General features: G+C 60.3%; 10 protein-coding genes. 1 reads left to right on the forward strand and 9 read right to left on the reverse strand.

The features are described 5' to 3' along the window. Positions 1–6: 6 nt before the first annotated feature. From MHM86_RS15590 to MHM86_RS15630, 9 genes are all read right to left on the reverse strand, one after another. A complete protein-coding gene (locus MHM86_RS15590) occupies positions 7–1,173 on the reverse strand; it encodes a nucleotide sugar dehydrogenase (RefSeq protein ID WP_239201166.1) in 1,167 nt (388 codons plus the stop codon). A 12-nt stretch (positions 1,174–1,185) separates the two neighbouring features. After that, positions 1,186–2,616 (reverse strand): mannose-1-phosphate guanylyltransferase/mannose-6-phosphate isomerase, encoded by a 1,431-nt coding sequence (locus MHM86_RS15595; RefSeq protein ID WP_239201168.1) that lies wholly within the window; start codon positions 2,614–2,616, stop codon positions 1,186–1,188. A 116-nt stretch (positions 2,617–2,732) separates the two neighbouring features. After that, the gene (gene rfbA, locus MHM86_RS15600) at positions 2,733–3,623 is read right to left on the reverse strand and encodes a glucose-1-phosphate thymidylyltransferase RfbA (RefSeq protein WP_239201173.1); all 891 of its coding nucleotides are present in this window, start codon (positions 3,621–3,623) and stop codon (positions 2,733–2,735) included. Further along, on the reverse strand, positions 3,620–4,477 hold the full coding sequence (gene rfbD, locus MHM86_RS15605) for a dTDP-4-dehydrorhamnose reductase (RefSeq protein ID WP_239201174.1): 858 nt from the start codon (positions 4,475–4,477) through the stop codon (positions 3,620–3,622). The genes rfbA and rfbD overlap by 4 nt, the downstream gene beginning before the upstream one ends. Then, entirely contained in the window at positions 4,474–5,523 is a 1,050-nt protein-coding gene (rfbB, locus tag MHM86_RS15610) for a dTDP-glucose 4,6-dehydratase (RefSeq protein WP_239201178.1), read from the reverse strand. Before rfbB ends, rfbD begins: the two co-directional genes overlap by 4 nt. A 4-nt stretch (positions 5,524–5,527) precedes the next feature. Continuing rightward, on the reverse strand, positions 5,528–6,085 hold the full coding sequence (rfbC, locus tag MHM86_RS15615) for a dTDP-4-dehydrorhamnose 3,5-epimerase (RefSeq protein ID WP_239201179.1): 558 nt from the start codon (positions 6,083–6,085) through the stop codon (positions 5,528–5,530). 338 nt (positions 6,086–6,423) lie between these two features. Next, positions 6,424–8,577, reverse strand: coding sequence for a M10 family metallopeptidase C-terminal domain-containing protein (locus tag MHM86_RS15620; protein WP_239201182.1), 2,154 nt, complete (start codon positions 8,575–8,577; stop codon positions 6,424–6,426). A 93-nt stretch (positions 8,578–8,670) separates the two neighbouring features. After that, positions 8,671–9,153 (reverse strand): hypothetical protein, encoded by a 483-nt coding sequence (locus tag MHM86_RS15625; protein ID WP_239201183.1) that lies wholly within the window; start codon positions 9,151–9,153, stop codon positions 8,671–8,673. A 249-nt stretch (positions 9,154–9,402) separates the two neighbouring features. Continuing rightward, positions 9,403–10,446, reverse strand: a complete 1,044-nt coding sequence (locus MHM86_RS15630; protein WP_239201185.1) for a replication initiator protein A — start codon at positions 10,444–10,446, stop codon at positions 9,403–9,405. A 488-nt stretch (positions 10,447–10,934) separates the two neighbouring features. Here MHM86_RS15630 and MHM86_RS15635 point away from each other — a divergent pair, with 488 nt between their 5' ends. Beyond that, a complete protein-coding gene (locus tag MHM86_RS15635) occupies positions 10,935–12,314 on the forward strand; it encodes an AAA family ATPase (protein ID WP_239201187.1) in 1,380 nt (459 codons plus the stop codon). Positions 12,315–12,342 lie beyond the last annotated feature (28 nt).

The following is a 12,342-nucleotide window of genomic DNA, read 5'->3' on the forward strand; positions in this document are numbered from 1 at the left end:
GGTGCCTCAATCCCCGCCAAAGAGGTCACGGGTGAATACTTTCTCTTCGATGCCGTCGAGGTCATCACTCAGCCGGTTGGCAACGATCACATCGGCCTCTGCCTTAAACGCGTCGAGGTCGCGGATCACCCGGGAGTGGAAGAAATGCTCTTCCTCCATCACCGGTTCATAGACGATCACCTCAATGCCTTTGGCTTTCAGGCGTTTCATGATCCCCTGCACCGAACTCATGCGGAAATTGTCTGACCCTGCTTTCATCACCAGCCGGTAGATGCCCACGACCTTAGGGCCTTTCATCAGAATCTGATCGGTTAGAAAATCCTTGCGGGTGCGGTTGGCATCGACAATGGCGCGGATCAGGTTCTGCGGCACATGATTGTAGTTGGCCAAGAGCTGTTTGGTGTCCTTGGGCAGGCAATAACCACCATAGCCGAAGGAGGGGTTGTTGTAATGGCCACCGATGCGTGGATCCAAGCTGATGCCTTCGATGATCTGGCGGGTGTCCATACCGCCGGCCATGGCGTAGCTGTCCAGCTCGTTAAAGAAGGCAACACGCATCGCCAGATAGGTGTTGGCAAACAGTTTGATCGCCTCCGCCTCATTGGCATCGGTGAACAGAACCTCCACCTCTTTACGTTCGGCCCCTTCCAGCAGCAGATCGGCAAAGATGCGTGCGCGATCAGAACGTTCGCCAACAATGATCCGACTGGGGTGCAGGTTGTCATAAAGCGCCCGGCCTTCGCGCAAAAACTCAGGGCTGAAGATCACCTGTTCGGTGCCGAGCCGCGCCCGCACGTCAGCAACAAAGCCGACAGGGATTGTCGATTTGATCACGATGGTGGCGGCGGGGTTCAGGGCAATCACCTGCCCAATCACCGCTTCAACACTGGAAGTGTCGAAATAGTTTGTTTTCGGGTCATAGTTTGTCGGCGTTGCCACGATGACAAAATCCGCGTCCCCATAGGCCGCGGTCGCATCAGTGGTGGCCTGCAGGTTTAGGGTGCGGCCTTTCAGAAACTCTTCGATATCAGGGTCGACGATCGGGCTTTGGCCCGCGTTGACCAGGGCCACGCGATCTTCACTGACATCAACGGCAACAACCGCATGGTTCTGCGCCAGCAAAACGGCATTGGACAGGCCCACATACCCCAGACCTGCGACTGCAATTTTCATTTTAAAGTCCCTTTAATCCCGCGCGTAGACGTCTTCGTAGCGGATAATATCATCTTCGCCAACATAGGCGCCAGTCTGTACCTCGATCAGCACCATCGGCACTTTGCCGGGGTTTTCCATCCGGTGCACGGCGCCCAGCGGGATATAGACCGACTGGTTTTCTGTCACCAGCTTCACCTCATCATCCACGGTGACGCGCGCGGTGCCTTCGACCACAATCCAATGCTCTGAGCGGTGCACATGGCTTTGCAGCGACAGCGCCGCGCCGGGGTGCACCATGATGCGTTTCACCTGGAAACGGCCGCCAACCACAAGGCTTTCAAACCAACCCCAGGGGCGGTGATCCTTAGGGAAGGTGGTGGCCTGTGCCGCGCCTTTTTCCTTCAACGCCGTGACCGCTTTCTTGACGCTTTGCGCACAGCTCATATCCGCCACCAGAACCGCGTCGTTCATCGCGATGGTCATGATGTTTTTGAGGCCAATGCCCACCACTTCCATATTGGGGCTCTCTGAGCGCAGCAGCGTGTCCTGACAGTCAATTGCCGTGGCGCCGTCCGAGGTCACAACGCCCTGCCCGTCCGGCCCGCTTTCACGCCAGACCGCATCCCAACCGCCAAGGTCGGACCAATCTGCATCAAAGGGCACGACAGAAAGATTTACCGCCTTTTCCATCACCGCATAATCGATCGAGATATCTTCGGCCTCAGCCCAGGGGCCGGGCGCCAACCGCAGGAAGCCAAGGTCCACCTGCGCCTCATCAAGCGCGGATGTCACCGGTGCGATCAGCGCAGGCGCATAGGCTTCAAAGGCGGCGATCATATCGGCAGCGCGGAACAGGAAGATGCCTGCGTTCCACTTAAAGTTGCCAGCCGCCAGCATCTCTGCCGCCCGCGCCGCATCGGGCTTTTCCACGAACCGCTTCAACGCCACAGCATTGCCAGTGGCGTCGGGCTGCGCTGCCAGTTCCAGATAGCCATAGGCGGTTTCCGCATGGCTGGGCGTGATGCCGAAGGTGACCAACTGCCCTGCGGTCACCGCTTCCATTCCTTTGGCCACGGCGGCGGCAAAGGCCTGCGCGTCCGGCACCACATGATCTGAGGGCGCCACCAGCAGCACCGCCTCAGGATCGGCGGCATGGGCCTTCAGCGCGGCGGCCAGCACGGCGGGGGCGGTGTTGCGCCCCTCAGGCTCGATCAGAATGGCGCCGGGGTCGATGCCCACGCCCTGCAACTGCTCGGTCACAATGAAGCGAAAATCGGAATTGGTCAGCACCATCGGCCGGTCATAGCTGACATCGCCCTGCACCCCGCTTAACCGCTGCGCCGCCGCCTGAAACAAGGTCGTTTCGCCCACAAGTGGTGCAAACTGTTTAGGATAGCTTTTACGCGACAGCGGCCAAAGGCGCGTACCTGAACCGCCACAGAGGAGAACGGGGGTGATCATTGAGCCAATCCATTTCATCAGAAAATATACCGTTCCTATGTGCTACGAAATGGCCTCCAGTTCAAACGCTAGATGCAGGTTTCCCCTTATTCTCTATGGCAGCACCCTCAGGCGCCTCAAACCAACCCCTCCAGATACCGTCCGAAGTCGTTTTTCTTGAACATCTCTGCCCGTTCCAGCAGCTGGTCTTTGCTGATCCAACCGGCGTCATAGGCGATTTCTTCCAGACATCCCGTTTGCATGCCCTGACGATTTTCCAACGTGCGCACGAAATTGCCCGCGTCCAACAGCGACCCATGTGTGCCGGTGTCGAGCCATGCATAACCGCGGCCCATCAGTTCCACGTCCAGTTGATCCTCGGCCAGATAGCTTTCCAGAAGCGTCACAATCTCCAATTCGCCCCGGGCCGAGGGTTTGACCTCGCGGGCCCGCGCGGGCGCTGTTTCATCGACGAAATAGATGCCGGTGACGGCATAGTTGGATGGCGCCACTTCGGGCTTTTCGATGATCGATTTCACGTGTCCCGCGGCATCGAAATCCACCACGCCGTAGCGTTCGGGATCGGCCACGCGGTAGCCAAAGACCGACGCCCCCACGGCCTTCTCATTGGCGCTGGCCAAGAGTTTCGGCAGATCGGCGCCGTAGAAAATATTATCACCCAGAACCAGCACCGAGGGATGACCGTCCAGAAACTCCTCGGCCAGCACAAAGGCCTGCGCCAGACCGTCAGGGCTGGGCTGCGCGATATAAGTCAGCGAAATCCCCCACTGGCTGCCATCACCAAGCGTGCGCTGAAACTGTGCCTGATCCTCGGGCGTGGTGATCACCGCAATGTCGCGGATACCGGCCAGCATCAACACGCTCAACGGATAGTAGATCATCGGTTTGTCATAGACCGGCAGCAGCTGTTTCGACACCCCGATGGTGATCGGATACAGCCGTGTGCCAGAGCCACCGGCGAGGATGATGCCTTTACGGTGTTTCGGGCGCTGTTTCGTCTCTGTCATTGGGAAATATCCTTTAAATCAATCAGTACCCGCGACAGGCTTTCGCGCCAATCGGGACGGGAAATGCCAAAATCTGTGACCAGCGTTGTGCAGTCCATGCGCGAATTTTCCGGACGTTTGGCGGGGGTCGGATAATCAGACGAAGGGATGTCGGTGACAGTCACCGCGCGGTCACTTCGCGCAAATGTTTCGCGCGCGAAACCGACCCAGCTGACATCCGGTGTGCCGGCAAAATGATAGGTGCCGCCCGCATGCGTGCCGGCCACCATCTGGCGGGCAATCGAAACACAAGCCGCAGCAATATCCGCCGCTGCCGTCGGCCCGCCAATCTGATCGGCCACGACACTCAGCGCATCGCGGCTTTCAGACAGGCGCAGCATGGTTTTCACAAAGTTTGCCCCATGGGCCGAAAACACCCAGGATGTGCGCAGGATCACATGGCGCCCGCCCGCCGCGCGAATGCCCTCTTCGCCGACCAGTTTGGACCGGCCATAAGCCCCCAACGGCGCGGTCGCATCACCCGGCTGCCACGCCGCCTGCCCCGATCCATCAAAAACATAATCGGTCGATATATGGATAAACGGAATATCCCGCGCCGCACAGGCCCGCGCCATCGCGGTGGGGGCATCCCCGTTCACCACGGTGGCCAGCGCCTCTTCCTCTTCGGCGCGATCAACGGCGGTGTAGGCGGCGGCGTTGATCACCACATCCGGCGCGTGGGTGGCAATCGCATCTGCACATCCCACCGGATCGCTCAAATCGGCCATCGCGCGATCGTGAAACTGCGCCCCGGGCATGAGCCGCGCCAGCTCCCGCGCCACCTGACCGGTTTTGCCAAAGACCAGCAGCTTCATGCCTTCACCCCCAGCCGTTCACCAACGCCCTGACGGTCCTGCAACGCACGCCACCACGCTTCATTGCTCAGATACCACTGCACAGTTTTGCGCAGCCCTTCCTCCACCGTCACCGAAGGACGCCAGCCCAGCTCGTCGCGGATGCGCGTGGGGTCGATGGCATAGCGGGCATCATGGCCGGGACGATCGGTGACAAAGGTGATCAGATCGCCGTAGGATCCTGCGTCGCGCGGGCGCAACTCATCCAGGATTGCGCACAGCGCCTGCACCAGTTGCAGATTGCTGCACTCATTTTCGCCGCCGATATTGTAGCTGCGGCCCAGCTGGCCCTTCTCCACCACCAAGAGCAGCGCGTCAGCGTGATCTTCGACATAAAGCCAGTCACGCACGTTCGATCCATCGCCATAGATCGGCAGCGGCTTGCCTGCCAGCGCGTTCAGAATAACCACCGGAATCAGCTTTTCGGGGAAGTGATAGGGCCCGTAGTTGTTCGAACAATTGGTCAGCAGAACCGGCAACCCATACGTCTCCGCCCAGGCGCGCACCAGATGGTCCGAGGCCGCTTTTGAGGCGGAATAGGGACTGCGCGGGTCATAAGAGGTGGCTTCGGTGAACTGCACCTCAGGATCCGCAGGCAGCGAGCCGTACACCTCATCGGTGGAAATATGATGGAAACGGAAGCTGTCTGATCGCCCCTGATCCAGCCAGTATTTGCGCGCCGCCTCCAGCATGTTGAAAGTGCCGGTGATATTGGTGTCGATGAAATCCGACGGCCCGTCGATGGAGCGATCCACATGGCTTTCTGCGGCCAGATGCATGATCACATCGGGCTGGGTCTGCGCCAGCACGCGGTCCAGCGCGGCACGATCACGGATGTCGGCCTGCACGAACTGATAGTTCGGGTGATCTGCAACAGAGGCGACGTTGTCCAGACAGGCGGCATAGGTCAGCGCATCCAGATTGACCACCTGATGGCCGCGCGCAATCGCCAGTCGCACCACCGCCGATCCAATGAAGCCCGCACCACCGGTTACCAAAATCTTCATTCTCTTAGTCCTCAAACACAAAAGGGCTGTCAAAATCAGCGAGTGCTGGCGCAACCTCATCCTTGGCCGACAGAATGGGCGCAGCACCCACCTCTGGCCACTGAACACCACAACTGTCCCAACGCACCGCGCCATCACAGTCCGGCGCGTAATAGTCTGAACATTTATAAACAATCTCGGTATCGGGTTGCAGCGTGATGAACCCATGCAGGAAGCCTGCGGGCACCAACAACTGCTTGCCATTGTCAAAGCTCAGCTCGGTCCCGAACCATTGACCATAAGTGGGACTGCCCTTGCGGATATCGACCGCCACATCATAGAGCGCCCCGCGCCCACAGCGGACAAGTTTCACCTGCGCATGCGGGGGCGCCTGAAAGTGCAAACCACGCACTGTCCCCACCTCGCGCGACAGCGAATGGTTGTCCTGCACAAACTCGGTTGTGATGCCATGTTCCGCCATGCGCTGGTGGCTGTAGCTTTCACTGAAAAAGCCGCGATGATCACCAAAACGGGCGGGCGTCAGCACCAGCACCCCGGGAAGGGAGGTTTGTTCTACGTTCACTGTTCAAAATCCACGCAAATATCAGGGTGCACTGACACCCCTGTCCCCCTTTATGGCACAATACCCCGCTCTAGGAATGGAGGTTTTTGCAGGACCACCCACTGGCCCAGATGGCGAAGAAAGCCCTGCTATTTCCTGCCACCGTCCCCAACGCCCTGCCGCACCCAAGCAAAAGACCGACCGAAAGACCGGCCCAAAACCCACACAACAGACAGGGCCGCGCCGTGCTCAACGCGCAGAATACGCTATGTCATAGCGAAGGCCGCCCCGTGAGGGGCGGCCGTTTTTGCAGGCCGTTTCGGCCAAAGATTTTAGAAGGCCGCGACGCCAGGTCAGGTTCAGAACACATCGATCGCGCCGGCCAGGGCGCTGGCGTCATTGGCGCCCAGAACGGTCAGATAGTCGCCGTTGAAATTGAACACCGTGCCCCAGCTGTGCACCGTCGCGTAGGTGGAGATCACCTGCGCATCGGTCAGCGTGCCGGACCACAGCGCATCATCAAGGCGCAGCCGGTCGCCCTCCCCGATGGAGAAGTCACGCACCTCATCATTGCCGGTGCCGGGCGCAAAGATGAACGTATCGCCCCCCGTGCCGCCCACCAGCGTGTCGTTGCCCCATTGGCCCGACAGGGTGTCGCTGTCCGCACCGCCATAGATCAGGTCGTTGTCACCGCCGCCCGACAGGCTGTCGTTGCCCGCACCGCCCCAGAGGGTGTCACTGCCTTCGTCCCCATAAAGCGTGTCATTGTCCGCCCCGGCATAAAGCACATCATTGCCACTGCCGCCCCAGATCTGGTCTGCGCCATCACCGCCGCCCACAGTGTCCGCACCGGCGCCACCATAGATCACATCGCCTTCGCTGCCGCCCCAGATCTCATCATCGCCACCGTCACCGCCGATGGTGTCGGCGCCGCTGCCGCCATAGATGCTGTCGTCACCGCCCCCACCCCAGAGGGCATCGGCCCCCGCTTCGCCACCAAAACGGTCGTTGCCCGCACCGCCATAGGCTGTGTCATTGCCGCTGCCGCCCCACAGCTGGTCATGGCCGTCGCCGCCGCCCAGCACATCGTTGCCGCCATTGCCAAAGACCAGATCATCGCCGTTGTTCGCCCAGACCGTGTCATTGCCGCCATTGGCGGTGATGGTGTTGGCCACCCAGTTGCCACTGATCAGGTCGCTGCCCGCGCCGGTGATCAGCTGTTCGATGACGGTGTCCCGGGCAATCCCGAGATTGCCGATGCCGCCCCGCACATCCGAAAAGGTCGAATGCCACAGGCTGATCCGGTCATCGGTGGTCGAGGTGGAGAGGTCCAGCGTATCCCAGCCCTCCTGATCATAGATCGTCAGCGCCACCGCGCGACCGCTGTATGTGGCAGAGGTGGTGCCATTGGCCAGGTCGGTGAACAGCTGGCCCAGGGATCCGGTCAGCGTGGTGTTGGCGCCCCAGGTGGTGTTTCCGGCGGTGAGACCACTGCCGCCGGGGGCGCCATATAGGGTCTGTATCGCCACAATATCGGCCATCATCGTCGTGGGCAGGAACCCCTCGGAGGCATTCACTGTAGGGTTATCGGTCTGGCTGAAATAGGACATCACCGACATCTGCCAGCTGTCATTGGTAAAGGTGGCATCACTGCCATATTGGGCGTTGCCGTTGTAGCTGCCCTGATGGCCCAGACCCAGCGCATGGCCGATCTCGTGAATGTAGGTCTGCAGCGAATAGCTGTCCATGCTGGTGCCATAGGTGCTGACCCAACTGGTGGAGACATTGACCTGAGACGAGATGATCTGCCCGCCACTGAAGGACGAGGTGGAAAAGGCCCCGCTTTCACTGTCATCAAAGGTGATCTGGCCGCCGCTCGTCACCTCGGTAAAGCGCAGGTTGGCAACCATCGCCCAGGCCTCCAGCGCCCAACGGGCCAGCTGCTGGCCGTCACTGGTCAGCGCGGTGAGGTTGACGGTAATCTCATTGGACTGGCTGGTGTCAAAGGCACGTCGACCGCCGTTATTGGCCCAGTACCCATCGGTCAGGAAGGTGGCCAGTTCATCCAGCGTGGCCGGTTCCGGCGCGTCCCGTTCGGAAATCGCCAACGTGTACGTCCCTGTGGTGCGATCGGCAAAGGAGCCCGCCACCACATAATAGGTGCCGGTGGTCGACACGGTGTAGTTCAACAGAGAGTTCAGGCTGGCGCCACCATCATCATTGCTGGCCAGCAGCCGCCCGCCGCCATCATAAAGACGCAGGTAAGGATCGCTCAGTGTGTCCCCCGTGAGCGAGATGGCATAGCTGTCCCCTGCCGTCAGCGTCACCGCCACCCAATCGCGATCCCCGGCTGAAGCCAGATCACCGGAAAACGTATCGCCCACCTCCATCCGGTAGCTGGTGGCCACACTGTCACCGGCATCATCAGATTCCAGCAGCGCAGCACTGTTGGGCAGGGGGACAAAGGCGCAGTCGGGCGCCAGCGGCTGGAATTGAGCGCAGATCGTACACATGGGCTGTTGTCGTCTTTCTCTCTTGGGCGTGGCCTGCGGCGGCAGGCTGCATCATTCGGGCCAATTCACTCAGGCCAGATCATTCGGGCCAGATCATTCAGGCAGCCCGCTGATCCTCACAAGGTCGCGGGCAAATCGGGTCATCATTGCGGTGCTAAGGCTGCGGTCGGTGGCGCTGAAGGTCAGATCGGGGCCGGTCGTCCACCCTGTGCGTTGATCCGTGCCGCCCTGCCCCTGCCACTCCAGATGCGCGGTCATATGGCTGTCGCTGCGGTCGCTGATCTGCAGCCGCACCGAAAGCGGCAGCGGCGGCACAGCCTGCGCCCTGCCCTGCAGCTCGGCCAACACGGCAGCGCAGAGCGCGTCACTCAGGGCCGTTCCCTCGTCAGGACATGTCAGCTCCATTGCCGGGCGCTGCGGTTTCGATCCCGCCTGCGCCGCATAATCACCCTCTGTCATCACACCCTCTGCCATCCAGAACAGCACGGCACAGAGGCCCACGCAGAAACGCGCAGAAAGGCCGGTCCAACCCGCCCCCGCCATCGCCCGCGGCGATCTGCGACACACGATCTGCATGATCTGTCTTCCTGCTCTTCGATCCTCTTGGGATTGCTCCGCTGTGCTGGACCTCTGTGGGCCTCTGGCCTATCGCATCGCAACCAATGGTACAGGCCGCACCCGCAGTGGGCGAATCCGGCCAAATCATCATGGCCATGTTCACCGCCTCCCCCCGTGCAAGTCAAGGCGACACACCCGCCCCAGCAGGATCACGCGACACCCGATGCAGCCCCTCCACACACGATCCCCCCGCGATGATCAAACCCCTTAAGGCTGACGCGCGATACGGCCCTGTAACCATGCCAGAAAGGCTTTGTCCGGCGCATGCACCCGCACCCGACCCGTATCCGCCCAAAACCGGCGCCACTCTGCCTCCAGCGCGTAGACATCCGCACCGGGCGCCATCAGCCGTGCCTCGGCCAATGCCTCTTCAGACAATTGCGGCACATCCGCCCCCTGCCCCGTTTGCGCGGGTCCCACCGAACTGACCACCTGCCCCTGACGGGTAAAGACGATCAGATCCCCCGCCTCTTCATGGATGTCATAATCGGGCAGGTTGGCGGCCGCGATCATCTTGCGCACCGCCGCGCGAAACACCCGCAGGGGTGCGGTGGATCCGGCTTTCTTGTGCAACACCGCCAGGCTCACCTGCCATTCGGGCTGACGACCACAGTGTTTGCGCGCCAGCTCATAAATCCGCCGCTCCAGCGGTTTACGCAGACGAAAATAATCACGGTTCAGCGTCAGTACCGATTTCGACAGCACCGCACGATACAGCCATTCACTCAGCGTTACCGTCACATTGACCATCCGCCCGCCGCGGGATTTGCGCACGATCTCCCAGCGCTCAATCAGGCCAAAGCCGCTGGTCACTTCCTGACCGCCGGTTTCCAGATTGGTGGTGATCCGCGTGCCCGCCAGCCGTTCAAACGCCTCGCGCAAGCGGGTGTAACTGTCGCCGCCCGTGTCCCGGTTTGTCGCCACCAGAAGATCATGCGCCTTCAGCTGCAGGGTGCGCGAAATCTCACGCCCCGCATTCAGCGCCGCCACCAGCTGGCTGATGCAGTAGATCAGAATATCCTTGTCATGGATCGTCGCCCGTCCCCGCACCGAGGGCGTCACCTGCACCTCTACCCCATTGTGGGCATAGCTGAGGATGCGTCGATCCGGCCGGGTCGAGAGCGAAAAGATCGGATGCTCCATCGAACCCAGATCATCCTTGGGACTGGCCTCGAAAATATCGCAGACGAAGAGATCACCGGTGGGATGACGGTCGGGCAACATCCCCCCCATAGGTGCAACCGCGCTCATCGCTGTCGCCCCGCTGAATCTGTGCCGTGATGCCGCTGTCTCACGCCCATCTGAATGTCCTGTGCCTGCTCTTGCCATGATGTGGGGGATGTTTTCCATCCCTCCGACTCCCCCGTTTTCGGGGTTTCAGTGACACCCTAAAGTTATCCACAGGCCGCGTCCAGCCAACACCGCCGCGCCTTCGCCGTTTCAGAGTCACTCGAGCGGGGTTTCTGAATCACCATATCGGGGTTTCAGAGTCGCTTATGCCAAAATGAAAGCACAAAAATCATTTTTAATCAGAGGTTTGCTCAAATCATTCGCGCCCCGTAACTATATAATAACTAAATTCTAACAAGAAAAATTCACTTCCAGCCTCTCCGCAGACGTTTTTCCCTGCAATTTCCGCTGCTTTTTTGCTAAGAAAGACAGGAGGAAGAGACGTTTTTCCTTCCATGTGTCGCGTTTTTGGATATGTTTAAGAAAACAGCGCACATGGCAGTTCTGAAATGACATCCACCCTTCCTCCCTATTTCAACATTGATCCCGATCAGGCTTTGAATGCGCTTGGTGCACCCACCCAGACCGATGGGTTCGCCGCCATCGCAGCCGCCTGTGCGCAGGGGCGTTCTGACCTCGCCAGTCGCGGGCTGGAGGAAAACGGTGAACGTCACCTGCGGCTTTTTTCAACCTGGGAGATTACCCGCTATCTGATCCCCGTGGCGCAGGGCCATTTTCGTCGCGTGCTGAAACAAAACCCCGACCTGCCGCAGGGCCAGTCTGAAACCAGTGGCGGGGCCAAGTGGTTTACCCTGGATGAGGTGCTGCGCCTGCGTGCCCATTTCGCGGCCGAAGGATCGAAAGCGAAAAACTACCTGCCCTATCGCCCCGAAGGTCTGCCCGCCAAAATGGTTGCGGTGGCGAACTTCAAGGGCGGCGTGGGCAAGACATCGACCGCCGCCCATCTGGCCATGTCGGCGGCCCTTGATGGCTACAAGGTGCTGGTGATTGATCTGGACAGTCAGGGTTCGATGACCTCAATTTTCGGCGGCAAGGTCGAGGATGAATGGCAAACCGTCTTCCCCCTCCTCGCACGCCACTACGCCAGTTATCTGCGCAGCGACAACCAGCGCCGGATGGATCGGGGGGAGCAGCCCATTCCGCTCGATGACACGCTCTCCGCCGCGCTGGATGTGTCGGCTCAGTCGCTCATTCAATCCACCCACTGGCCCAACATCGACCTGATCGGCGCGCAGCTGAACCTTTACTGGGCAGAATTTCAGATCCCCGTCTGGCGGATGCAGGGCGGTGGCTGGAAGCTGTGGGATGCCCTGACCGACAGTCTGGAGGCGGACGGCATCCTCGACGAATACGATGTGATTTTCGTCGATACCCCGCCGGCGCTTGGCTACCTGACCATCAATGGGCTGGCGGCCTCGGACATTCTGTTGGTGCCGCTGGGGGCGTCTTTCCTTGAGTTTGACTCGACGGGGCGGTTTTTCGACATGCTGCACACCACTTTTCAGTCGATTGAAGAGGGGGAAAACCTCGCCGCCCGCGCTTTGGGACGCGACGAGCTGAATTTTGAATGGGACGCGGTGCGTGCCGTGGTCACCCGCTATGACGGCAGCCAGCAGGCAGAACTGACCGCCTTGATGCAGGCCTACCTTGGCCCGGTGTTGTCACCACACCGGCAGGATTTCACCGCGCTGATCGGTCAGGCTGGTGAACAGGTGCAGGGGATCTATGAGGCGGATTATCGCGATTTCAACCGCGAGACTTACGCGCGGGGCCGTGAAACCTTTGATGCCACCTATGCCGCCTTCAAATCGCTGTTGATCGGCGCCTGGCGCCGCGATGCGCTGGCCCTGCAGGAGGCGGCGGAATGAACGGGGGCTTTAATCCGTCGTTAAGGAA

It is taken from the genome of Thalassobius sp. Cn5-15 (assembly GCF_022347685.1).
Taxonomy (GTDB): domain Bacteria; phylum Pseudomonadota; class Alphaproteobacteria; order Rhodobacterales; family Rhodobacteraceae; genus Thalassobius.

Coding starts and splice junctions, on each gene's coding strand:
- MHM86_RS15630 (WP_239201185.1), bottom strand. CDS start 10,446: ATGAGCGCGGTTGCACCTATGGGGGGGATGTTGCCCGACCGTCATCCC.
- rfbA (WP_239201173.1), bottom strand. CDS start 3,623: ATGACAGAGACGAAACAGCGCCCGAAACACCGTAAAGGCATCATCCTC.
- MHM86_RS15595 (WP_239201168.1), bottom strand. CDS start 2,616: ATGATCACCCCCGTTCTCCTCTGTGGCGGTTCAGGTACGCGCCTTTGG.
- MHM86_RS15625 (WP_239201183.1), bottom strand. CDS start 9,153: ATGCAGATCGTGTGTCGCAGATCGCCGCGGGCGATGGCGGGGGCGGGT.
- MHM86_RS15590 (WP_239201166.1), bottom strand. CDS start 1,173: ATGAAAATTGCAGTCGCAGGTCTGGGGTATGTGGGCCTGTCCAATGCC.
- rfbD (WP_239201174.1), bottom strand. CDS start 4,477: ATGAAGCTGCTGGTCTTTGGCAAAACCGGTCAGGTGGCGCGGGAGCTG.
- MHM86_RS15635 (WP_239201187.1), top strand. CDS start 10,935: ATGACATCCACCCTTCCTCCCTATTTCAACATTGATCCCGATCAGGCT.
- MHM86_RS15620 (WP_239201182.1), bottom strand. CDS start 8,577: ATGTGTACGATCTGCGCTCAATTCCAGCCGCTGGCGCCCGACTGCGCC.
- rfbB (WP_239201178.1), bottom strand. CDS start 5,523: ATGAAGATTTTGGTAACCGGTGGTGCGGGCTTCATTGGATCGGCGGTG.